Source organism: Rhodoferax koreense, assembly GCF_001955695.1.
In the GTDB taxonomy this organism is placed as follows: Bacteria; Pseudomonadota; Gammaproteobacteria; order Burkholderiales; family Burkholderiaceae_C; genus Rhodoferax_B; species Rhodoferax_B koreensis.
The window spans coordinates 868,557-891,653 of record NZ_CP019236.1 but is presented as its reverse complement, the minus strand read 5'-3'; the positions used below and the strand labels follow the sequence as shown (position 1 = coordinate 891,653).

The 23,097-nt window shown below is 66.8% G+C and carries 21 protein-coding genes; 10 read left to right on the top strand and 11 right to left on the bottom strand.

Features of this window, described 5'->3' with window-relative positions; genetic code table 11:
- The first annotated feature begins 8 nt into the window (after positions 1–8).
- Positions 9–1,271, top strand: coding sequence for a class I SAM-dependent methyltransferase (locus RD110_RS04235; RefSeq protein WP_076197005.1), 1,263 nt, complete (start codon positions 9–11; stop codon positions 1,269–1,271).
- 169 nt (positions 1,272–1,440) lie between these two features.
- A complete protein-coding gene (locus tag RD110_RS04230) occupies positions 1,441–1,767 on the top strand; it encodes a DUF1840 domain-containing protein (RefSeq protein ID WP_076204354.1) in 327 nt (108 codons plus the stop codon).
- A gap of 20 nt (positions 1,768–1,787) precedes the next feature.
- Here RD110_RS04230 and RD110_RS04225 read toward each other — a convergent pair whose 3' ends face one another.
- From RD110_RS04225 to RD110_RS04185, 9 genes are all read right to left on the bottom strand, one after another.
- The gene (locus tag RD110_RS04225) at positions 1,788–2,774 is read right to left on the bottom strand and encodes a tripartite tricarboxylate transporter substrate binding protein (RefSeq protein ID WP_394329451.1); all 987 of its coding nucleotides are present in this window, start codon (positions 2,772–2,774) and stop codon (positions 1,788–1,790) included.
- 239 nt (positions 2,775–3,013) lie between these two features.
- Positions 3,014–3,997 carry a tripartite tricarboxylate transporter substrate-binding protein gene (locus tag RD110_RS04220; RefSeq protein ID WP_076197001.1) on the bottom strand — a complete coding sequence of 328 codons (984 nt, stop codon included), beginning with the start codon at positions 3,995–3,997 and terminating at the stop codon, positions 3,014–3,016.
- A gap of 175 nt (positions 3,998–4,172) precedes the next feature.
- Positions 4,173–5,438, bottom strand: coding sequence for a phenylacetate--CoA ligase family protein (locus tag RD110_RS04215; RefSeq protein ID WP_076196999.1), 1,266 nt, complete (start codon positions 5,436–5,438; stop codon positions 4,173–4,175).
- Positions 5,435–6,259 (bottom strand): ABC transporter ATP-binding protein, encoded by an 825-nt coding sequence (locus RD110_RS04210; protein WP_076196997.1) that lies wholly within the window; start codon positions 6,257–6,259, stop codon positions 5,435–5,437. The genes RD110_RS04215 and RD110_RS04210 overlap by 4 nt, the downstream gene beginning before the upstream one ends.
- A 222-nt stretch (positions 6,260–6,481) precedes the next feature.
- Complete coding sequence (locus tag RD110_RS04205; RefSeq protein WP_076196995.1) at positions 6,482–7,801, bottom strand: ABC transporter substrate-binding protein; 1,320 nt, start codon at positions 7,799–7,801, stop codon at positions 6,482–6,484.
- Between the two features lie 54 nt (positions 7,802–7,855).
- Complete coding sequence (locus RD110_RS04200; RefSeq protein WP_076196993.1) at positions 7,856–8,920, bottom strand: branched-chain amino acid ABC transporter permease; 1,065 nt, start codon at positions 8,918–8,920, stop codon at positions 7,856–7,858.
- Positions 8,921–8,922: 2 nt separating this feature from the next.
- Positions 8,923–9,852 carry a branched-chain amino acid ABC transporter permease gene (locus tag RD110_RS04195; protein ID WP_076196991.1) on the bottom strand — a complete coding sequence of 310 codons (930 nt, stop codon included), beginning with the start codon at positions 9,850–9,852 and terminating at the stop codon, positions 8,923–8,925.
- Between the two features lies 1 nt (position 9,853).
- Entirely contained in the window at positions 9,854–10,729 is an 876-nt protein-coding gene (locus RD110_RS04190; protein WP_239467166.1) for an ABC transporter ATP-binding protein, read from the bottom strand.
- Positions 10,726–12,672 (bottom strand): AMP-dependent synthetase/ligase, encoded by a 1,947-nt coding sequence (locus RD110_RS04185; protein ID WP_076196989.1) that lies wholly within the window; start codon positions 12,670–12,672, stop codon positions 10,726–10,728. Before RD110_RS04185 ends, RD110_RS04190 begins: the two co-directional genes overlap by 4 nt.
- Positions 12,673–12,820: 148 nt before the next feature.
- Here RD110_RS04185 and RD110_RS04180 point away from each other — a divergent pair, with 148 nt between their 5' ends.
- Positions 12,821–13,525 (top strand): Crp/Fnr family transcriptional regulator, encoded by a 705-nt coding sequence (locus RD110_RS04180; protein WP_076196987.1) that lies wholly within the window; start codon positions 12,821–12,823, stop codon positions 13,523–13,525.
- 261 nt (positions 13,526–13,786) lie between these two features.
- Here the strand turns inward: RD110_RS04180 and rpe are convergent, their stop codons facing one another.
- Positions 13,787–14,479 carry a ribulose-phosphate 3-epimerase gene (rpe, locus tag RD110_RS04175; protein WP_076196986.1) on the bottom strand — a complete coding sequence of 231 codons (693 nt, stop codon included), beginning with the start codon at positions 14,477–14,479 and terminating at the stop codon, positions 13,787–13,789.
- 98 nt (positions 14,480–14,577) lie between these two features.
- On the opposite strand from rpe, the gene apaG reads away from it, so the two are divergent.
- From apaG to RD110_RS04150, 5 genes are all read left to right on the top strand, one after another.
- Positions 14,578–14,982: a Co2+/Mg2+ efflux protein ApaG gene (gene apaG / locus RD110_RS04170; RefSeq protein ID WP_076196984.1), complete on the top strand. Its 405-nt coding sequence runs from the start codon at positions 14,578–14,580 to the stop codon at positions 14,980–14,982.
- Positions 14,983–14,992: 10 nt separating this feature from the next.
- Positions 14,993–16,990, top strand: a complete 1,998-nt coding sequence (locus tag RD110_RS04165) for a site-specific recombinase (protein WP_076196982.1) — start codon at positions 14,993–14,995, stop codon at positions 16,988–16,990.
- Between the two features lie 141 nt (positions 16,991–17,131).
- Positions 17,132–17,737, top strand: a complete 606-nt coding sequence (locus tag RD110_RS04160) for a MarR family winged helix-turn-helix transcriptional regulator (RefSeq protein ID WP_076196980.1) — start codon at positions 17,132–17,134, stop codon at positions 17,735–17,737.
- Positions 17,730–18,998 carry a cation:proton antiporter gene (locus tag RD110_RS04155; protein ID WP_076196978.1) on the top strand — a complete coding sequence of 423 codons (1,269 nt, stop codon included), beginning with the start codon at positions 17,730–17,732 and terminating at the stop codon, positions 18,996–18,998. Before RD110_RS04160 ends, RD110_RS04155 begins: the two co-directional genes overlap by 8 nt.
- Positions 18,995–20,119 (top strand): YbdK family carboxylate-amine ligase, encoded by a 1,125-nt coding sequence (locus tag RD110_RS04150; protein ID WP_076196976.1) that lies wholly within the window; start codon positions 18,995–18,997, stop codon positions 20,117–20,119. Before RD110_RS04155 ends, RD110_RS04150 begins: the two co-directional genes overlap by 4 nt.
- Positions 20,120–20,203: 84 nt before the next feature.
- Here the strand turns inward: RD110_RS04150 and RD110_RS04145 are convergent, their stop codons facing one another.
- The gene (locus tag RD110_RS04145) at positions 20,204–21,043 is read right to left on the bottom strand and encodes an AraC family transcriptional regulator (RefSeq protein ID WP_076196974.1); all 840 of its coding nucleotides are present in this window, start codon (positions 21,041–21,043) and stop codon (positions 20,204–20,206) included.
- 87 nt (positions 21,044–21,130) lie between these two features.
- Between RD110_RS04145 and RD110_RS04140 the strand changes: the two genes are divergently transcribed.
- Positions 21,131–22,033, top strand: coding sequence for a DMT family transporter (locus RD110_RS04140; protein ID WP_076196972.1), 903 nt, complete (start codon positions 21,131–21,133; stop codon positions 22,031–22,033).
- A gap of 51 nt (positions 22,034–22,084) precedes the next feature.
- Positions 22,085–23,071: a thiamine-phosphate kinase gene (gene thiL / locus RD110_RS04135; protein WP_076196970.1), complete on the top strand. Its 987-nt coding sequence runs from the start codon at positions 22,085–22,087 to the stop codon at positions 23,069–23,071.
- Positions 23,072–23,097: the final 26 nt, after the last annotated feature.

Below are 23,097 nucleotides of genomic sequence, written 5' to 3'. Positions count from 1 at the left end.
CCGTGGGTATGCAGAATCTGATACAAAAAATCGAGAACCAGCTGCAGCGCCTGCCGGTGCCGGTGGCACTGCAATTGCCGGCCGGGCAGCGCGTCGGGCCCAGTGCCGCCTCGGTGACACTGGCCTTCAAGGACTGGTCGAGCCTGGCGACCATGGCCGCGGGCCAGATCGGCCGGCTCGCCGAGGACTTCGTGGAAGCCCGCGTACAGATGCAGGGCCAGATGCGCGACGTCATGGCCGTGGCCGCGGGTCTGCTGCCCGGCAGCCCCACGGGTGGCGCCAGCACTGGCTGGTGGACCAACATCCTGCGCCGCGCGCGTTCGCTGGCGGCCCACTCGCCCCACAAGGACGCCGAGCAGATCCAGTTCCACTACGACGTCTCCGACGCGTTCTACGCGCTGTGGCTCGACCCGCGCCGCGTCTATTCCTGCGCCTACTACCGCGACGCCGACATGACGCTGGCGCAGGCGCAGGAGGCCAAGCTCGACCACATCTGCAAGAAGCTGATGCTGCAGCGCGGCGAACGTTTCCTCGACATCGGCGCGGGCTGGGGCGGCCTGCTGCTGTGGGCCGCCGAACGTTACGGCGTGCGCGGCACCGGCATCACGCTGTCGAAGAACCAGCATGCCCATGTGCTGGCCGAAATCGCCCGGCGCGGGCTGCAGGGCCAGGTGGAAATGCACCTGCTCGATTACCGCGACCTGCCCGAGGACCAGCCCTTCGACAAGATCGCCTCGGTGGGCATGTTCGAACACGTGGGCAGCGCCAACATGCCGGCCTATTTCGGCAAGATCCACCGCCTGCTGCGCCCCGGCGGCCTGGTGCTGAACCACGGCATCACGGCCGGCGCGCCGGGCCACGACCAGCTCGGCGCGGGCATGGGCGATTTCATCGAGAAATACATCTTCCCTGGCGGCGAGTTGCTGCACGTGAGCCAGATCCTGCGCGAGACGGCCTTGGCCGGGCTGGAGATGGTGGACACCGAAAGCCTGCGGCCGCATTACGCCAAGACGCTGTGGGCCTGGTCGGACGCGCTCGAATCCCGGCTCGACGAGGCCCTGGTGACACTGCAGGGCGCAGGCAGTGAGGCCGAGAAGATCCTGCGCGCCTACCGGCTCTACCTGGCCGGCAGCGCCATGAGTTTCGAGCAGGGCTGGATCTCGCTGCACCAGATGTTGTCGACCCGACCCGACGGCGACCTGCACAGCGGCAGCATGGTCGGCGCGCAGTCGGTGTATCCGTTCAACCGCGTGGGCATGTACAGCAACTGACTCCGTTCGCGCTGGGCCTGTCGACGGCGCTGGCGCCGGTCCGCAGGCACTTCGACAAGCTCAGTGCGAACGGCCGCGGGGGCGAGATAGCGGCTCCGTCCTGCAAACATGGCACGGGGCCGCATGCACAATGAACGCCTCTGAAACCATGCCCATGCGGGGAGACGCCATGTTGTACAAATTCAAATCGAAGAACGCCGCCGACGTGATCATGCTCGAGCCCAATGGCCGGCAGGTGCTGCAGTTGATCGGCAAGCAGACCGGGCCGCAAGGCATCATCCAACCCGCCGAGATGACGGCCGCCATCAGCGCGCTCGAAGCCGCCATCCAGCAGGATGAAGCCGCGCAGCGCGCCGCCGCGGCCGAGGCGAAGGCCGGCCAGGACGGCGACGAAAAGCCTGGCGAGGCCATCTCCCTGCGCCAGCGCGCCGCGCCCTTCATCGATCTGCTGCGGCGCAACGCCCGCGACGGCACCGAGATCACCTGGGGCGCCTGAGCCCGCCGGCGGCGGAAAGATCAGTCGACCTTGGCGCCCGAAACCTTCACCACGGGCGCCCACTTCTTCAATTCGGCATCGATCAACTTCGCGAACTCCTGCGGCGTGTTGCCGCTGGGGATCGCTCCTTGGGCCAGCAGGCTTTCCTTCACGGCTGGCGCGCTCAAGGCCTTGGCCACCTCGCGCTGGATGCTGTTGACGATTTCGGGCGGCGTGCCCGCGGGCGCGAGCAAGCCGAACCAGGAACTCGCCTCGAAGCCCTTGAGCGCCGGCCCGCCGGCCTGCTCCACCGTCGGCACGCCGGGCAGCGCGGCCGACGGCGTGGCGCTGGTGACCGCGAGCGCCACGAGCTTGCCGGCCTTGATCTGCTGCATGGCCGAGGGCAGGTTATCGAACATCACGTCCATGCTGCCGCCGACCATGTCCATCAGCGCCGGGCCCGAGCCGCGGTACGGAAAATGCACCATGTAGGCGCCGGTCATCACCTTGAACAGTTCACCCGCCATGTGGATCGAGGTGCCGTTGCCGCTGGAGGCCATGTTGAGCTTGCCCGGATGCGCCTTGGCATAGGTGATGAAATCGGCCACGTTGCGGATACCCATGGCCTTGGCCTTCTCGGTGTTCATCACCATCACGTTGGGCACGCCGGCCACCAGCGTGATCGGCGCGAAGTCCTTCACCGGATCGAACGGCAATTTGTCGTACAGCGCCTTGTTGATGCCGTGCGTGCCGACCGTGCCCATGAGCAGCGTATAGCCGTCGGGAGCGGCCTTGGCCACGATGTCGGAGCCGATGTTGCCGCCCGCACCGGCGCGGTTGTCGACGATGAAGGGTTGGCCGAACGACTTGGTGAGTTCGTTGGCCACCACGCGGGCCAGGATGTCGGTGGTGCCGCCGGGCGCAAACGGCACCACGATCCGCACCGGTTTCGTGGGATAGGCGCCCTGCGCTTTCGCCGGGGCGGAGAAGCCGCCGAGCCAGGCGATGGCGATGGCGCCGCAGACCAGCGTGCGGCGGAGGCGGGAGATGAGGACGGCGTCGTTCAAGGTTTGGCTTTCTGATGTGGTGTGGTGCCGGCGAAAAGATGACACGTGCTCGGTCGCCTCACGGTTTTACCGGCGTTCCATCCGCTGCCACAGCAGGGAAACCCGAAGCAGCGAGGGAATACCGCGACCCCAAGGCAAAAAGCCCCGGACCTTTCGGTACCGGGGCTTGTTCTGGATGGCAACCAACAGGGGTTGTCGGATCAGTCGGCGTAGACGCCGGCGGCCTTGATGATCGGGCTCCACTTGGCGATTTCATCGGCCACGAATTTCTTGTGGCCGGCGGGCTCGATGCGGTCGTCGGTGGCGACCACGGCGCCCAGGGCTTCTTCCTTCTTGATGAATTCCGGGTCCTTGAGTGCCACCTTCAGCGCGTCGTTCAACTGCTTGAGGATGGCCGGCGGCGTGCCCTTGGGCGCGTACAGGCCATGCCAGATCGCCACGGTGAAGCCCTTCAGGCCGGATTCGTCGAGCGTGGGCAGGTCTTTCAGCAACGGCGTGCTGAGACGCTTCTGCGTGGTCACGGCATAGGCCTTCACCTTCTTGGCTTCGATCTGCGGCGAAGTGTTGGTGGTCTGGTCGCACAACAGGTCGATCTGGCCGCCGATCAGGTCGGTGATGGCGGGTGCCGTGCCCTTGTAGGGCACGGGCGTCATTTCGGTCTTCATCGCGCTCTGGTACAGCAGGCCGCACAGGTGCGATGCCGAGCCGACGCCGGCGTTGCCCAGGTTGATCTTGCCCTTGTTGGCGCCGATCCAGGTGACGAGTTCCTTGTAGTTGTTGGCCGGCATGCTGGGCTTGGCGATCAGCGTCATCGGCACATCGTTGACGATGCCCAGGTATTCGAAGTCGGTCTCGACCTTGAACGGCACGTTGCGCACCAGCGTGGGAATCGTCGACATGCCGATGTGGTTGAGCAGCAGCGTGTAGCCGTCGGGCGTGGCACGGGCCACCTTGGCGGCGCCGATCGAGCTGCCGGCGCCCGGGACGTTGTCGATCACCACGCTCACGTTGCCCAGGGCCTTGCGCATCGCCTCGGCCAGATCGCGGGCCACGCGGTCGGTGGGGCCGCCGGCCGAGAACGGCACGACGATGGTGACGGGCTTGTTCGGGTAGTCCGCCGCATGAACACCCGTGGCGCTGACAGCCGCTGCGGCCAGCAAGGTCAAAGTCAAAACTCGCTTCATTGTCTTTATCTCCTGAACAAATCGGGCGATGGTACCGGTGTATCGGGCGTCACCCATCGATGAAATTACCTACGGAGAATCCACATTTTTTGTGCGGCCATCTCAAGCAAAAAAGGCCTGCAACGAAATCTCCACTTGCGACGACAGCTACAAAATTAGTAGCAATGCCGCTATTTTATTTGTAGCTTCGCGCGTCCTCGATCACGCGGCCGTCGTTGGGCAGGCTGCCACGGGGCACCAGCACGATTTCTCCGCGCAGCTTGGTCAGCTCGCGCACCGCATCGCCGATGCGCTCGGCCAGTCCTTCCGAGGCTTCGTCGACTTCGACGTGTAGCTGCATCTGGTCGTTGGCCATTTCGCCACTCACCACCAGCCGCGCCCTGGCCGCCTGCGGGAATCGCCGCAGCACTTCGGCGATCTGGCCGGGGTGCACGAACATGCCGCGCACCTTGGTGGTCTGGTCCGCGCGGCCCAGCCAGCCGCGGATGCGGGTGTTGGTGCGCCCCGTGGGGCACTGGCCCGGCATGATGGCCGAGAGATCGCCGGTGCCGAAGCGGATCAGTGGATAGTCCGGGTTCAGGGTGGTCACCACCAATTCGCCGACCTCGCCGTCGGGCACCGGGTCGCCCGTGCCGGGCCGCACGATCTCCACGATCACGCCTTCGTCGAGCACCAGGCCCTCGCGCGCCGAAGTCTCGTAGGCGATCAGCCCCAGGTCCGCCGACGCGTAGCACTGGTAGGCGGTGACCCCGCGCGCGGCGAACCAGTCGCGCAGCGATGGTGGGCAGGCTTCGCCCGAGACCAACGCCTTGGTGACCGTGGGCAGCGGCACCTGCATCTCGCCGGCCTTGTCGAGGATGATGCGCAGGAAACTCGGCGTGCCGATGTAGCCCGCCGGCCGCAGCTCGGCCATGGCCTGCACCTGCTGCTCGGTCTGGCCCGTGCCCCCGGCGAACACCGTGCAGCCCAGCGCATGGGCACCGGTCTCCATGATCGAGCCGGCCGGCACGAAGTGGTAGCTGAAGCAGTTGTGGATCAGCTCGCCCGGCCGGAAGCCCGCGGCGTACAGGGCGCGCGCGAGCCGCCAGTAGTCCCTGGCCGTGCCTTCGGGCTCGTAGATCGTGCCGGGGCTGGCGAAGATGCGCGGCATGCGCGCGCCATAGTGGATCGCGCTGAAGCCGCCGAACGGGTCTTTGGCGCCGCCGGCGCCTTCTGCACGTTGGGCCTGCTGCCGCGCCAGCAGTTCGCTCTTGCGTGTCACCGGCAGGCGCGCCAGGGCCTCGCGCGAGGTGACAGCCGATGCGTCCACGCCCTGCAAGACCTCGGCGAACGCCGGCGCATGCCGCTGCGCATGCGCTATCTGTTGCACCAACGCGCCGAACAGCGCGGCCTCGCGTTCCGCAGGCGAACGCCCTTCCAGGGTGTCGTACAGCGCACTCATGCGAGCCACCGCTTTCTGCGCTTGTAGCTTTTCACATCTTTAAAACTTTTGCGTTCGCCGCCACCCACGCCGAGGTAGAACTCCTTCACGTCCTCGTTGGTGGCGAGATCGCTGGCGGCGCCGTCCATCACGATGCGGCCGCTCTCCATGATGTAGCCGTAGTCGGCGTACTTCAGCGCCATGAAGGTGTTCTGCTCGGCCAGCAGGAAGGTCACCTTCTCCTTGTGGTTCAGGTCCTGCACGATGTTGAACACTTCTTCCACGATCTGCGGCGCCAGGCCCATCGACGGCTCGTCGAGCAGCACCATGCTGGGGTTGGCCATCAGCGCGCGGCCGATGGCGCACATCTGCTGCTCGCCGCCCGAGGTGTAGGCCGCCTGCGAGGTGCGCCGCGTCTTGAGCCGCGGGAAATACGCGTAGACCTTCTCCAGGTTGGCCGCGATCTCGCCCTTGCTGCTGCGCGTGTAGGCGCCGGTCATCAGGTTCTCCTCGATGGTGAGGTGGGCGAAGCAGTGCCGGCCCTCCATCACCTGCACCACGCCGCGCTGCACCAGGTCGGCCGGGGTGAGGTTCTCGATGCGTTCGCCACGCAGCCGAATGCCGCCCTTGGTGACCACGCCGCGTTCGCCCGCCAGCAGGTTGGAGATGGCGCGCAGCGTGGTCGTCTTGCCCGCGCCGTTGCCACCGAGCAGCGCCACGATCTTGCCCTCGGGCACGTTCAGCGACACGCCGCGCAGCACCAGGATGACGTGGTTGTAGATGACCTCGATGCCGTTGACGTCGAGCAGGGGCGGAGGGGAATTGGATAGCGGTTCGGTCATGAGGATGATTACCGGGTAGGCCGTTCGCCCTGCGCCTGTCGAAGGGCCGGTTGCAGGTACTTCGACAAGCTCAGCACGAACGGAGGTGGGCTCAGCACGAACGGAGGTGGGCTCGAACGGACCTCCAATACCCGTTCGCCCTGAGCCTGTCGAAGGGCTCGGTGGCTGTGCTTCGACCGGCTCAGCACGAACGGAGTGGGCTCAGCACGAACGGGATGGCACTTAGCCGCAAGTCCGTGGCTTGACGTTCTTGTCCTTGGCATACTTCGCCGAGAACTCCTTCACCAGTGGATCGATGTGCGTCTTGTCGGCCTGGTACCAGTCGGACTTGATCTCCCACTTGCCGCCGTCCCACTGCACGATGCGCGCCCAGTCGGTGCCCATGTGGTTGCTGCACGAAGTCTTCACCGGCCGCATCACTTCGCCGAAGCCGAGCGCCTTGAGCTTGTCGGCCGTGAGGTCGAGGTTTTCATAACCCCAGCGCACCTGCTCCGAGGTCAGCGCCTTGCCCTTGCCGTATTTCTCCTGCGCGGCGCGGATGGCTTCGACCTGCAGCATCGAGATCATCATGCCGCGCGTGTGCGCCAGCGTGCCGACGCTGGTCGCCGGGCCGCTGCCCTGGCCCTTGTCGTAGACGAACTTCTTCAGGTCGTCGTGCACCTTGTCCTGTGCGGCGCTGTTGTGGATGGTGATGGCGTTGTAGCCCTTGGCGCCGGCGCCGATGTCCTTCACGTCGTGGTCGGAGCCGGCCCACCAGATGGCGTACATCTTCTCGCGCGGGTAGCCGCTGGCCTGGGCTTCGCGGATGCCGGCGGGCGTCATCACGCCGGCCGACCAGAACAGCACGTAGTCGGGCTTTTGCTGGCGGATCTGCAGCCAGGTGGACTTCTGCTCCACGCCGGGCGGCGTGACCGGGAACAGGCTGACCTCGAAGCCTTCGGCCGCGGCGCGCTTTTGCAGCAGCGGAATCGGCTCCTTGCCGTAGGGGCTGTCGTGGTAGACGAGCGCGATCTTCTTGCCCTTCAGGCTGCCGCCTTCCTTCTTGGCGATGTCCTGCAGCATCACGTCGGCCGCCGTCCAGTAGGTGCCGAGCAGCGGGAAGTTCCATTCGAACACCGTGCCGTCGACCGACTGCGACAGGCCGTAGCCCGGGGTCTCGATGGCGACCTTGTCGTTGTAGGCCTTGTCGGTCACGGCGAAGGTGATGCCGGTGGACTGCGGGTCGAAGCCGGAGGCGCCGGTGCCCTTGGTCTTCAGGCGCTCATAACACTCCACGCCCTTGGCCGCATCGTAGGCGGTCTCGCATTCCTCGAACGTGAGCTTCACGCCGTTGACACCGCCGTCGCGCGCGTTCACCAGCTTCAGATAGTCCTGCTTGCCGTCGGCCCATGGGATGCCGAGCGGCGCGAACTGGCCCGTGCGGTAGACCAGCAAAGGCACGAACTGCTCGGCCGCCTGCGCCTGGGCCAGCGTGGCCGTGGCGAGCGCCGAAAGCCCGGTGGCCGCCGCCACGGCGTACAGCGCGAATTTTCTGAATTGCATGCTTGTCTCCTTTGATAAAGCACTCATCGGTGCGGGTTTGAAACTCGGTGGGGGTCAATGAGGGAAGGGCCAGAGCCGCAGCTTCTGCCGCGCGGTGGACCACAGCCGCGCCAGGCCATGGGGCTCGACGATCAGGAAGAAAACGATCAGCGCACCGAAGATCATGTGCTCCAGGTGCGACGCGGTGGCGGTGGAGATCGACAGGCCGAGCCAGTGCGGCACGTAGTTCAGGAACAGCGGCAGCAGCACGATGAAGGCCGCGCCGAAGAAGCTGCCGGCGATCGAACCCAGGCCGCCGATGATGACCATGAACAGCAGCTGGAAGGACTTGTCGATCCCGAAGGCGGCCGGCTCCCAGGCGCCGAGGTGCACGAAGCCCCACAGGGCGCCGGCCAGGCCGACGATGAAGCTGCTGACCGCGAACGCCGTGAGCTTGGCATACACCGGCCGGATGCCGATCACCGCCGCCGCCACGTCCATGTCGCGCATGGCCATCCATTCGCGGCCGATGGCGCCACGCACCAGGTTCTTGGCCAGCAGCGCGAACAGGGCCACGATGCTCAGGCACAGCAAATACTTCTGCACCGGCGTCTCGAAGGCATAACCGCCGATCTGCAGGTTGGCCACGCTCACCGAACCCGAGGACGAATCGTTGGTCACCCACTTCATGCGGTTGGTGAACCAGTCGACGAAGAACTGTGCGGCGAGTGTGGCCACCGCCAGGTACAAGCCGCGGATGCGCAGGCTCGGGATGCCGAACAACACGCCCGCCGCCGTGGCGCACAGCCCGCCGCCGAGCAGCGACAGCAGCAGCGGCATGCCCTCGATGCGCACCTGTAGGTTGTAGGCTGCGTAGGCACCCACCGCCATGAAGGCGCCCGTGCCGAGCGAGATCTGCCCGCAATAGCCGACGAGGATGTTCAGGCCGATGGCCGCGAGCGACAGGATCAGGAAGGGCGTGATCACCGCGCGGAACACGTAATCGCTGGCCACGAAGGGCACGACCACGAAACATACCGCCAGCAGCCCCCACATGGCCCAGCGGTCCTGCGCGACCGGGAACAGGGCCAGGTCGGCGCTGTAGCTGCTCTTGAACTGGCCGTTTTCTCTATAGAACATGCTCAGACCCGATCGATGATTTTGTCGCCGAACAAACCTTGCGGACGAACTAGCAAGAAACCCAAGGCGAGTACATAAGCAAACCAGTTTTCGATGCCGCCACCAACGAATGGGCCGAGATAAATCTCGGAAAGTTTCTCACCCACACCGATGATCAGCCCGCCCAGAATCGCCCCCGGCACCGAAGTCAACCCGCCCAGGATCACCACCGGAAACGCCTTCAGCGCCACCAGCGAGATCGAGAACTGCACCCCGAGCTTGCTGCCCCAGATGATGCCGGCTACCAGGGCCACGATGCCGCCCACCGACCAGACGATGACCCAGATGCGCGCCAGAGGAATGCCGATGGACTGCGCGGCCTGGTGGTCGTCGGCCACGGCACGCAGCGCGCGGCCGGTGCGCGTCTTCTGGAAGAACAGCGTGAGCAGCGCCACCAGCATGGCGGCGATCATTGCGGCGTACAGGTCTTCCTTGCTCAGCAGCAGGCCGCCCTGGAAGGTGTTTTCCAGCACCATCATCGGGTCCTTGGGCATGCCCACGTCGATCTTGTAGGTGGCGCTGCCGAACAGGAGTTGCCCCGCGCCGTCGAGGAAATAGCTGATGCCCAGCGTGGCCATCAGCAGCGTGATGCCCTCCTGGTTCACCAGCCGGCGCAGCGCCAGCCGCTCGATGAGCCAGGCCACGACGACCATCGTCGCCACCGCCGCGGCGAAGGCCAGCAGGTTCGCCAGCAGCAGGCTCTGGAAGCCGAACCACTGCGGGAACCATTCCGCATAACGCGCCATGGCCAGCGCCGCGAACAGCACCATCGCGCCCTGCGCGAAGTTGAACACGCCGGAGGCCTTGAAGATCAGCACGAAGCCGAGCGCCACCAGCGCGTACAGCATGCCGGCCATCAGGCCGCCGAAAACCGTCTCGAGGAAGAACCCCATGTCAATGTCCTTGCGGTGGGTTGGACGAGGCTTCCGCACCGAGGTAGGCGCGGATCACGTCGGGGTTGTTGCGCACTTCCTGCGGCGTGCCGTCGCCGATCTTCTTGCCGTAGTCGAGCACCACCACGCGGTCGCTGATGTCCATCACCACGCCCATGTCGTGTTCGATCAGCACGACGGTGGTGCCGAACTCCTGGTTCACGTCGAGCACGAAGCGGCACATGTCCTGTTTCTCTTCCACGTTCATGCCGGCCATGGGCTCGTCGAGCAGCAGCATCTGCGGCTCCATGGCCAGCGCACGCCCCAGGTCCACGCGTTTCTGCAGGCCGTAGGGCAGCTGGCCGACGGGTGTCTTGCGGTAGGCCTGGATCTCGAGGAAGTCGATGATGCGTTCCACCGCTTCGCGGTGCTGGATCTCCTCGCGCACCGCGGGGCCGATGCGCAGCGCCTGCCACAGCAGGTTGCTTTTGATCTTGAGGTTGCGCCCGGACATGATGTTGTCCAGCACGCTCATGCCCTTGAACAGCGCGAGGTTCTGGAAGGTGCGCGCCACGCCCATCTCGGCCACCTGGCGCGAGTTCATGTGCTTGAAGGTCTGGCCGCGAAAGGTGATGGCGCCCTGCTGCGGCGCGTAGACGCCGTTGATGCAGTTCAGCATCGAACTCTTGCCCGCGCCGTTCGGGCCGATGATGGCGCGGATCTCGTGCTCGCGCACGTTGAACGAGATGTCGGTCAGCGCGTTCACGCCGCCGAAGCGCAGCGAGATGTTGGCGACGTCCAGGAGGACCTCGCCCGTCCGCTGGCCTGCCTGGCCCTCCCCCGCGAGCGGTTCGGGGCCATGCGTCTGCAAATTCCGAGCTTCAGCCATATCCATCATGCCGCCGCCTTCACAGGGTTGAATGTCTTCGCATCGCCGATCGCGAGCGTGGCGCTCACGCTGCCGCTGCGGCCGTCTTCGAACTTCACCGTGGTCTCGATGAACTGCTCCTTTTTGCCGCCGTACAGGGCGTCGATCAGCGGCTGGTACTTCTCGGCGATGAAGCCGCGGCGGACCTTGTTGGTGCGCGTGAGCTCGCCGTCGTCGGCGTCCAGTTCCTTGTGCAGCACGAGGAAGCGGCTGATCTGCGAGCCGGCCAGCAGGCTGTCGGCGGCCAGGTCGGCGTTGACCTTTTCCACGCACGCCTGCATGAGCTGGTAGACCTCGGGCTTCTGCGCGAGATCGGTGTAGCCCGCATAGGGCAGGTTGCGCCGTTCGGCCCAGTTGCCCACGGCGTCGAAGTCGATGTTGAGCATCACGCAGACGCGTTCGCGGCCGTCGCCGTAGGCCACGGCTTCCTTGATGTGCGGGAAGAACTTGAGCTTGTTCTCCACGTACTTGGGCGCGAACATGGCGCCGTCGTTCGGCCCGCCCTGGATGCGGCCCACGTCCTTCACGCGGTCGATGATCTTCAGGTGGCCGCTGGCGTCGAGGAAGCCGGCGTCGCTGGTGTGGTACCAGCCATCGGCCGTGAGCACCTCGGCCGTGGCCGTGGGATTCTTGTAATAGCCCTTGAGCAGGCCGGCGGACTTGACGAGGATCTCGCCGTTCTCGGCCACCTTGATCTCCACGCCGCTGATCGGGACGCCCACGGTGTCGGCGCGTGCCTGGTGGTCTGGCTGCAGGCAGACGAACACCGCGGTCTCGGTGGAGCCGTAGAGCTGCTTCAGGTTGATGCCGATCGAGCGGTAGAAGGTGAACAGGTCCGGCCCGATGGCCTCGCCCGCCGTGTAGGCCACGCGCACGCGGTTGAAGCCCAGGCTGTTGCGCAAGGGGCCGTAGACGAACAGGTTGCCCAGGGCATACAGCAGCCGGTCGCCGAGCCCGACCGGCTTGCCGTCCATCAGCGCCGGGCCGACCTTGCGCGCCACGACCATGAAATGGTGGAACATGCCGCGCTTCACCGCGCCCGCGTCCTCCATGCGGATCATCACGCTGGTCAGCAGGCCTTCGAAGATGCGCGGCGGCGCGAAGTAGTAGGTCGGGCCGATCTCCTTCAGGTCGATGGTCACGGTGCCCGCGCTCTCGGGGCAGTTCACCACGTAGCCGCAGCACAGCCACTGCGCGTAGCTGAAGATGTTCTGGCCGATCCAGGCCAGCGGCATGTAGGCCAGCACTTCTTCGCGGTTCGTGAGCTTGTCGAAATCGGCGCCGGCCTGTGCGCGGTCGAGCAGGGTGCGGTGCGTGTGCACCACGCCCTTGGGATGGCCGGTCGTGCCCGAGGTGAAGAACATCGCGGCCACGTCGTCGGGTTCAGCCGCCTCGACCGCCGCCTTGAAGAAGCCGGGGTGCGCGGCCGCATGCGCACGGCCGCTTTCGATGAGGCTGTCCATTGCCATCAGGCCGGGTTCGTCGTACTGGCGCAAGCCCCGCGGGTCGTCGAAGACGATGGTCTGCAGCTGAGGACATTGGTCGCGTATCTCCAGCAGCTTGTCGACCTGTTCCTGGTCTTCGACCATGGCGAAACGCACCTCGGCGTTGTTGATCGGGAAAACACATTCGGCGGCGACCGCGTCCTGGTACAGCGGGATCGGGATCGCACCCAGCGCCTGCGCGGCCAGCATCGTGGCGTAGAGCCGCGGCCGGTTGGCGCCGACCACCACCATGTGCTCTCCCGCGCGCAGCCCGGCCGCGGCCAGGCCACCGGCCACCTGCTCCACCAGCGCGGCCATCTGCGCCCAGCTGTGGGTCTGCCAGATGCCGTATTCCTTCTCGCGCATGGCGGGCGCCTGCGGGCGCTCGGCGGCATGCTTCAACAGGAGTCGGGGAAACGTCGTCTGCATAAACGGGGTCCTTATGCTGGTTTGCCGCGATACTAGGGTTCACTTTGACGCCAGGTTGTCGTTTGGACGACAATCCAAGGGACTCCCCTCCCCCGGACTTACCCTCACATGTCTGCATTTTTATCGCGCCGCTCGACAGGCATTCACCATGACGCCTGATCTGCCGCTGCACCAGCGGCGGCGCGCGCCCACCGCCGCCGAGCTGGAAGGCATTCCCTGGCTGCGGCATCTGAGCCAGGGCGAACGCGAAAGCGTCCTGCCGCAGCTGCTCGTCGGCGACGCGCAGCCGGGTGATTATGTGTGCCGCATGGGCCGCCCGGTGACGTATTGGTTCGGCGTGGTGGAAGGCCTGCTGAAGATGAGCACGGAAAGCGCGCAGGGCCAGACCGTGACCTACGCCGGTCTGCCACCGGGCGGCTGGTTCGGCGAAGGCACGGTGCTCAAGCGCGAGCCCTACCGCTACAACGTGCAGGCCCTGCGGAAGGGCGTGGTGGCCGGGTTGCCGGTGGAAACCTTCCATTGGCTGATCGACCACTCGCTCGGCTTCAACCGCTTCGTGATGAACCAGCTCAATGAACGGCTGGGCCAGTTCATCGCCGCGCGTGCCATCGACCGCATGAACAACCCCGACGTGCGCGTGGCGCGCAGCTTGGCGGCGCTGTTCAACCCAATTCTCTACCCGGGCGTGGGCGAGACGCTGCGCATCACGCAGCAGGAACTGGCCTATCTGGTGGGCCTGTCGCGCCAGCGCGTGAACGAGGCGCTGAATGCGCTCGAGGCCCAGGGAAGTATTCGCGTGGAATACGGCGGCTTGCGTGTGCTGGACCTGGAGGCACTGAATTCGGCGGATTGAGTCGGGCCAAAACCCGTTCGCGCTGATATTCCCGTCCGTGCTCAAATTCCCGTTCGTGCTGAGCCTGTCGAAGCACTCGCACCACACCCTTCGACAAACTCAGGGCAAACGGTCATGGACCCAGCCCCGTTCGCGCTGAAACTCCCGTTCGTGCTGCGCCTGAAATTCCCGTTCGTGCTGAGCCTGACGAAGCACCCGCACCAGGCCCTTCGACAAGCTCCGGGCGAACGGGGCGCAGTCAGGATCGGGCGAACGGCATGCCTAGCCCTTGACGCCGGACAGTTCCGCCCGCATCCCCGCGATCACCGCCGCATAGTTCGGCTTGCCGAAGATCGCGCTGCCGGCCACGAAGGTGTCCGCACCGGCCGAGGCCACGCGCGCGATGTTGTCGGTCTTGATGCCGCCGTCCACTTCGAGGCGGATGTCGCGGCCCGTGGCGTCGATGCGTTTGCGCACGGCCTCGATCTTGCGCAGCGCCGAGTCGATGAAGCTCTGGCCGCCAAAGCCGGGGTTGACGCTCATGATCAGCACCAGGTCGATCTCGTCGATCATCCAGTCGAGCACGTCCAGGCTGGCCGATGGGTTGAACACCAGGCCGGCCTTGCAGCCCTTGGCCTTGATGGCCTGCACGCTGCGGTGCACGTGCGGCGTGGCGTCGGCATGGAAGCTGATGAAGTCGGCGCCTGCGTCGGCGAAGGCCGCGGCCAGCGCGTCCACGGGCTGCACCATCAGGTGCACGTCGATCGGGATCGGCGTGCCGTCGGCGCGCTGCGCGTGCGGCTTCAAGGCGCTGCAGATCATCGGGCCGAAAGTCAGGTTGGGCACGTAGTGGTTGTCCATCACGTCGAAATGGATCCAGTCGGCACCGGCCTGGATGACGTTTTTCACCTCGTCGCCGAGGCGCGCGAAGTCGGCGGAGAGGATGGACGGGGCGATGCGGTAGGTGTTTGACATGGGCGCGTGGGGCATTCGGGAAAATGCCGAAAAAAATTCGAAACAAGGGAATTTACCGCTTGCATTTTCGCAGGAGCCATTCCAGTTAGGATGCCGCCATGCCCAAATACCAGTTCACGGTGGAAGCGCATCCGCAATACCTGGCCGAACAATCGGCGCCGGAGCAGTCCATCTACAGTTTCGCCTACACCATCACCGTCCACAACACCGGCGAGGTGCCGGCGCAGCTCATCAGCCGCTACTGGACCATCAGCGACAGCCGTGGCCACACCGAGGAGGTGAAGGGCCTGGGCGTCGTCGGCCAGCAGCCGCTGCTCAAGCCCGGCGAGTCGTTCCAGTACACCAGCGGCTGCCGCCTGCGCACGGCCAGCGGCGCGATGCGCGGGTTCTATTTCTGCGTGGCCGAGGACGGAGAGCGCTTCGAAGCGGAGATTCCGGCCTTCATCCTCGACGCCGACCACGGCCATGGCAGCGCCGCCAAGACGGCGCGCGTGCTGCATTGATTTCCTGCCTATGACCGATCTGAACAGTCTTCTGGCCACGCTCGATCCGGAGGCCGTGCTGGCGCAGCGCCACCTCTGGTTGATCCGGGCGGTTTCATGGGTGAGGGGCGACGGCAAGACGCCCCAGGCCGCCGTCAGCCGCCTGCAGTTGTTCATGGACGCGGTGGAAGCCCGGCCGGAACTGCAGGCGCGGCTGCAGCTGTGGTGGCTCAAGCTGGTGCGTTCGGTGGATGTGACCACGCTGCTGGCCGACTTCGGCTTTGCGCCGCGCACCGCGTTCCTCAGCGAACTGGGCGAAAGGCTGCGGCGCAAGCTGCTGCCGGGCACACCCGAGACGGTCGACGCGTCGGCCCTGTTCTCCATGGTGTTCCCGAGCGCGGGCGACGCGCGTTGGCTCATGGCGCTCGACGATGCGCAGTCGGCACGGCTGGCCTGGCTGCTCACCGGCGGCAAGCGACTGGACGGCACCAGCACCGCCGAGGAAGGCAGAGATCCACTGCATGCCGATTGGCAGGGCATCGTGCTCGACGCCATCGTCTACTGCACGACCCAGATGCAGGCCGCCGGCTTCTCGCCCGAACTGCGGCTGCGCATGAGCCCCAAGGTGCTGGAAGGCCGGCCGTTCCATTCGCTGGACACCGACGTGCAGGCCCTGCGCGAGGAACTGGCGCAGCGGCCCCACCGCACCGTGCCGCTGGAGGCGGCGCTGCAGCGGTTCCGCGACCGGCTGGACGCCTGCCGCCAGGCTGCGGCCAGCGTGTACACGCACCTCGAGGAAAACGGCATCTCGGTCGGCATGGTGTTCCGGCTGCGCCAGATGCGCGAACGCGTGCTGCGCATTCGCGAACTGCTCGACCTGCTGCTGCCGGCCAACCCCGGCGCGGCCGCGGTGCGCTTCACGGCGCGCATGGCCCTGCTCAGCCGGGAACGCAACAGCGTGCGCGCCCTCATTGCGGCGAACTCGACGCTGCTGGCGGCCAAGGTCACCGAGCGCAGCGCCGAAACCGGCGAACACTACATCACGCGCGAACCGGGCGAATACGCCAGCATGCTGCGCAAGGCCGCCGGCGGCGGCGCGCTCACCGGCATGACCACGATGCTGAAGTTCATGGTGGTGTCGCTCGGCCTGTCGGCGTTCTGGGGCGGTTTCTGGTCGAGCGTGGTGTACGCCGGCAGCTTCGTGCTGATCCAGTTGCTGCACTGCACGCTGGCCACCAAGCAGCCCGCGATGACGGCGCCGGCCATGGCCGCCAAGCTCAAGAACCTGGACACGCCGGACGCGGTGACGGCCTTCGTCGACGAGGTCACGCACCTGGTGCGTTCGCAGGTGGCGGCGGTGCTGGGCAACGTGGTCGTGGTGTTCCCGGTGGTGCTCGGCATCAGCGCGCTGTCGCAGCTCACGCTGGGCCATCCGATGATCGACGCCAAGAGCGCGCAGCACGTGTTCGACACGCTGCACCTGCTGAGCCCGGCGCTGCTGTTCGCGGCCTTCACCGGCCTGCTGCTGTTTGCCGCCAGCATCATTGCCGGCTGGGCGGAGAACTGGTTCGTGCTGCACCAGCTGGATTCGGCCATGCGCTACAACCCGCGCATCACACGCGTGCTCGGCGCCGACCGGGCGCTGCGCTGGTCGGTCTTCATGCGCGACCACATCTCGGGCTTTGCGTCCAACATCTCGCTGGGTTTCATGCTCGGACTGATCCCCGCGTTCGCTGGCTTCTTCGGCATCGGCATCGACGTGCGCCATGTCACGCTGTCCACCGGGCAGCTCGCCGCGGCCTGCGCCTCGCTCGGCTGGGGCGTGGTGCACAACCCGGTGCTGTGGTGGTGCGTGGCGTCGATTCCGCTGATCGGCGCGCTGAACCTGGGCGTGAGCTTCTACTTCGCGTTCCGCGTGGCCCTGCAGGCGCACAACGTGAGCGGCGTGGACCGCGCGCGCATCCGCTCGGCGATCTGGGCGCGCTGGCGCAGCCAGCCGTTGAGCTTCTTCGTCCCCGCCCGGCGCTGAGCCGGTGCCGATCCTGTACCAGGCGCGGGCAGGCGCGAACTGTCGGCCTTGTCCTGCAAGTCGGGCGCGGGAACGCGTTTAAAATGATAAACGAGCGCAAAACAGTTTTACATAATTAAAATAATTTCGATGCCAGTTTCGATGCCGCTTTCAGACCTGACGCCTCTCGCCTGCCCCGTCGCCCCCGGCAGCGAAGGGCCATCCACCGAAGACCGCCGCCCGGCCGATGAGGCCCGTGCCCTGCGTGCCCTGCGCAGCCTGTTCTGGGCGGCGCAGGAAGACTACCGGCAGCTCGAGGAGATCACCGGGCTGTCGCCGGCCGAGGTGCGCGCGCTGACGCTGGTGGCGCAGCAGCCCGGTCAAACCGTGTCGGCCCTGGCCGCGCGCATGCGGCTGAGCCTGCCGTCGGTGAGCAACATGCTGCGCCGCCTCGTGGCCGACGGCCTGATCACGCGCACCCGGCTCGAACAGGACCAGCGCACCGTGCTGCTGCACATCACGGCGCAGGCGCAGGCGCAACTTTCACAGAGCCGCGGCGGCGGCAGCGGGCTGCTGCAGACGTTGATCGGGGAACTCGATGCCCAGGGACTGGACCAGCTCAACCAGGGCTTGCAGTCGATGCTGCAGCGCCTGGGTGGCCACCGCATCGAAGCCGACCCATTGCCGGTGACGGCGCTGCGTGAAGGCGACGCCGTGCTCCAGGGGCAAACAAAAGAACCACCAGACGGAGACAAGAACCATGCATGAACTGATGGCCTTCTGGGCCGAATGGGCGCGGCCCACGGCCGGCTCTCCCACCGTCGCCTGGTCGCTGCTGCTGGCTGTGGCCGCGGCCGTGGGCTACCTGGTGCAGCGCTACACCGGCCTGCCCAAGGTGGCCGGTTATTCCATCGTCGGCGCCTTCGCCGGCTTCGCGGGTTTCACCGGCGTGGTCTGGCCGCTGCAGGGCACCGGGCTGTTCCTGCTCGAGCTCGGCATCGCCGTGGTGCTGTTCGAGGCTGGGGCGCGCATTCCGCTGCGCTGGTTCCGCCACAACCCCATGGTGCTGGTGCAGAGCCTGTTCGAATCGGCCGTGACCTTCGCCGCCGTGTACGCGGTGCTGCGCTGGTTCGAGATCGACCGCAGCATCGCCGAACCGCTGGCCATCGTGGCCGTGGTGGCCTCCCCGGCCGTGCTCACGCGGGTGGTGATGGACGCCCACGCCTCGGGCCCGGTGACCGAACGCGCCATCGTGCTGTCCACGCTCAACACGCTGTACGCACTCACGCTGGGCACCGCCATGGCCGGCGTGATGGATGCGCCGCGCACCGCGCTGTTCGAGGCCGTCTATCCCGTGGCAACGCTGCTCGGCCTGTCCTTCGTCGTGGCGGCCCTGCTGGCGCTGGCCATGCGCACGGCGCTGCGCGTGATGAGCCCGACCAGCGAAAACACCTCCATGCTGCTGCTGGCGCTGATTGCCGCGGGCACGGCGGTGGCCGGTCTGTTCGGCGCCTCGGCGGCGCTGGCCGCCTTGATGGCCGGCATGCTGCTCAAGCAACTCAACCCGCGCCCCTGGGTGTGGCCGCGCCAGCTCGGCACGGCGGCGGCGATGCTGACCATGCTGATGTTCGTGCTGGTCTCCACCGTGGCCGCGCAGGCACCCTGGAGCCATGCCGTGGCGGGCGTGGTACTGGCCCTGGTCGCCACGCGCGCGCTGGCCAAGATCGCCGGACTCACCGTCGCGAGCTTCGGCAGCGGCCTGCGCCTGCGGCAGGCGCTGTGGGTCGGCTGCGCGATGTCGCCGATGTCTTCGGTGGCGCTGCTGCTGGCCTCGCAGTTCGCCACCGCTTCGCCCACGCTCGGGCCCGAGATCACCAGCGTGGCCCTGCCCGCGATCCTGCTGATGGAAGTGCTGGGCGGCCTGATCGCCACCATGGCGCTGCACCGTGCGGGCGAGACTTCGAAGCCCTGGATGCCGGACTCCACCAACGGCAACGGCACGCCCCTGCCGCGCGGGGAAGCGGCATGACGCTGGAAGCCTTCCAACGATCGGCCGCCCTGTCCCTGGGCGTCGAACTCGAACTTCAGCTCGTCAACACGCACGACTACGACCTCGCGCCCTATGCCGAGGACATGCTGCGCCTGATGGCCAAGTACGAGCTGCCTGGCAGCGTGGTGCCCGAGATGACCTCGAGCATGATCGAGATCTCCACCGGCGTGTGCCAGTCGTCGGTGCAGGTGCTCGACGAGCTCACGCAGTTGCGCAATGCGCTGGTGCAAAGCGCCGACAAGCTCAACATCGCCGTGGTCGGCGGCGGCACCCATCCCTTCCAGCAGTGGCACGAACGCCGCATCTACGACAAGCCGCGGTTTCGCGAGTTGTCGGACCTGTACGGCTACCTCTCCAAGCAGTTCACCATCTTCGGCCAGCACGTGCACGTGGGCTGTCCGGATGCCGACACCGCGCTGCTGAGCCTGCACCGCATGTCGCGCTACATCCCGCACTTCATCGCACTGTCGGCCTCCAGCCCCTACGTGCAGGGGCAGGACACGGCCTTCGACTCGGCGCGGCTGAACTCGGTGTTCGCGTTCCCGCTGTCGGGTCGCGCGCCGTTCGCCCTCACCTGGGACGAGTTCTCGGCCTACTACGACAAGATGACGCGCACCGGCGTGGTCAAGAGCATGAAGGATTTCTACTGGGACATCCGGCCCAAGCCCGAATACGGCACCATCGAGATCCGCGTGTTCGACACCCCGCTGACGGTGGAGCGCGCGGCCGCGCTGTCGGCCTACGTGCAGTCGCTGGCCGCCTGGTTCATGCAAGACGATCCCTTCATGCCCGCCGAGGACGACTACCTGGTCTACACCTACAACCGCTTCCAGGCCTGCCGCTTCGGCCTCGATGCCGTGTACGTGGACCCGGCCACCGGCGAACACATGGCACTGCGCGAACACATCCTGATGACGCTGCAGCAGGTCGGCAAACATGCGCACGCCCTCGGCGGCGGCGCGGGCCTGCAGATGCTGCGCGACGACGTGAACCGCGACCAGAACGACGCGCGCTGGCTGCGCGAGCGCCAGGGCCAGGAACGGTTGCTGGCCGAGGTCATCCGCCAGGCCGGGCTCAAGTTCCGCGGCGAGAGGGCTTGACGAGGGTGCTCAATGCCGTTCGTGCTGAGCCTGTCGTCCTTCGACGGGCTCAGAATGACCGGGCATGAAGGCACTTCGACAAGCTCAGTGCGAACGGTAGCTTGATGCCGGCGACTTTCGCCGGAACGCCTCCGGCGTCACACCCATGCGCCGCTGGAACATGGCGATGAAGGCCGAGGCGCTGCTGTAGCCCAGGTCGAGCGCGATCGCGTGTACGCTGCGGCGGCCCTGCAACAGGCTCAGCGCACGCAGCAGCCGCAGCCGTTGCGTCCATTCGCTGAACGACATGCCCAGATCGCGCTGGCAGCGGCGCGACAAGGTGCGCTCCGTGCTGTGCACCACCTCCGCCCACTGCTGCAGCGAGCGTTCGATGGCCGGGTCCTGCTGCAGCGCCCGCAGCACCGGGCCGAGCTGCGCGTCCTCGGACATCGGCAGGTAACTCTCCTGCGGCTGGCTCTGCCGCAACTCGTCGACCAGCACCTGGAACAGCCGCAACTCGGCCGCGTCGCGCGGGTAGTCGGCGTGGCGCTGGTGCAGCGTCTCCAGCAGCTGACGTGGCAGCGGCGCGATGGCCAGCGTGCAGGGCTCGGCCGGCATGGCTTCGCTGTAGCCGGCGTCCAGGCATAAGGCACTGAAAGAGACCTCGTCGCGCGATGCACCCACATGGTCCACGCCCGGCGGAATCCACACGCCGTGGTGCGGCGGCGCGAGGAAATGCCGCGCGCCCACGGTGATCTCGATCACCCCGCTAAAGGAATAGACGAGTTCACCGTACTGGTGGCGCAGCAGCGGGTAGAAGCTGTGCGCATCAATGGTGGCGCCGCGCAGGTGCAGTGGCTGGGGTGCCAGGCCGTCGAACAGCGCGGGCAGCTCGCGCCGCACGGCGGCCTGCCTGGCGGACTTCGGTTGTCGGGCTGACGGCATGTGTTGTCTGCAATTCGGTATGTGTCTACGGGTCGCCAATCTTAGACTCGCGTCTCCGTTCACGAAAGCCCTCGAAAGCCCCCTGCCATGCTGCGCAAATCGCTCGACGCCTCCGCCATCGGCCTCATGGTGCTGCTGTGCGCCTGCTGGGGCCTGCAGCAGGTCGCCATCAAATCGGCGGCATCCGCATTGCACCCCGTGACGCAGATCGGCATCCGCTCCCTCGTCGCCGCGCTGATGCTGGGTGCGCTCATGGCCTGGCGGCGCGAGGGCTTTTCCCTGCGCGACGGCCGCCTGAAGCCCGGCCTGCTCGCCGGCCTGCTGTTCGCCGGCGAATTCCTGCTGGCCGCCATCGGCCTGCTCTACACCAGCGCCTCGCACATGGTGGTGTTCCTCTACACCGCGCCGATCTTCACCGCGCTCGCGCTGCATTGGCGCGTGGCCGGCGAACGGCTGGTGCCGCGCCAATGGTTGGGCGTGCTGATGGCGTTCGCCGGCGTCGCGGTGGTGTTCTCCACGGGCCTGTTCGGCGGCGAGGCCACCACGCGCATGCTGATCGGCGATGCGCTCGGCATTGGCGCCGGCATGCTCTGGGCCGCGACCACGCTGGTGATCCGCGCCAGCAGCCTGTCGGAGGCGCCGGCTTCGCAGACGCTGATGTACCAGCTCGGCGTGGCCGCCGTGTCGATGCTCGTGGCCGGCCCGCTGCTGCAGGGCGCGCGGCCAATGGCCCACATGGCGCCGATGGACGGCCTGGTCTGGGCCAACCTGGCCTTCCAGTCGCTGGTGGTGGCCTTCGCGAGTTTCCTGGCCTGGTTCTGGCTGCTGCGGCGTTATCTCGCCTCGCGGCTGTCCGCGTTTTCCTTCCTCACGCCACTGTTCGGCGTGAGCTTCGGCGTGTTGTTCCTCGGCGAACGGCTGGAGCCGCAGTTCGTCGCCGGTGCGGTGCTGGTGCTCGCCGGCATCGTGCTCGTCAACCTGCGGCGCTGAACGACCGCGGCGGTCACTACACTTCGCCCCTTCAACGGAAGGAAAACCAGGATGGGCGAGTTCGATCTGATCGCGCGGTATTTCACACGCAAACCGCAGCGCGCCGCACTCGGCGTGGGCGACGACTGCGCGTTGCTGCAGCCGCGGCCCGGCACGCAGCTTGCCATCTCGAGCGACATGCTGGTCGAGGGCCGGCATTTCCTGTCCACCGTGAACCCGGCCTTCCTCGGCCACAAGGCGCTGGCCGTGAACCTCAGCGACCTGGCCGCCTGCGGTGCCGAGCCGCTGGCCTTCACGCTGGCGCTGTCCTTGCCGCAGGCCGACCCCGCCTGGCTCGAACCGTTCTCGCGCGGCCTGCTGGCGCTGGCCGATGCCCACGGCTGCGAACTCGTGGGCGGCGATACCACGCGCGGGCCGCTCAACATCTGCATCACCGTGTTCGGCGAAGTCCCGGTCGTGGCCGGCCGCAGCCAGGCGCTGCTGCGTTCCGGCGCGCGCGCGGGCGACGACCTCTACGCGAGCGGCACGCTGGGCGACGCGCGGCTCGCGCTCGAGGTGTTCCGCGGCAACCTGTCGGTGCCCGAAGCCGTATTCGCCCAGGCCCGGCAGCGCATGGAACAACCCACGCCGCGCGTCGCGCTGGGCCAGGCGCTGCGCGGCATCGCCACGGCGGCGGTGGATGTGAGCGACGGCCTGCTCGGTGACCTCGGCCATGTGCTCGCGGCGTCCGGCGTGGGTGCGTGCATCGACACCTCGATTGCTATTGATCTCATAGCATCCTGCGCAGATTCCTTGGGCGCGCCAGGCACTTTTTCCTTGAATCAACGCCTGGCCTTCGTGCTGGCCGGCGGCGACGACTACGAACTGGCCTTCACCGCCCCGCCTTCTGCCCGCGAAGCGGTGATGGCCGCCGCCAGGCTCACGCAGACCGCGGTGACGCGCATCGGCCGGATCGAGCCCGAGCCGGGCTTGCGGCTCGTCGATGCGCGAGGCCGATTGCTCGATGAAACTTACGCCTCGTTCGATCATTTCGCCTGAGACAACGCCCGCAAAGGTGAATAAGC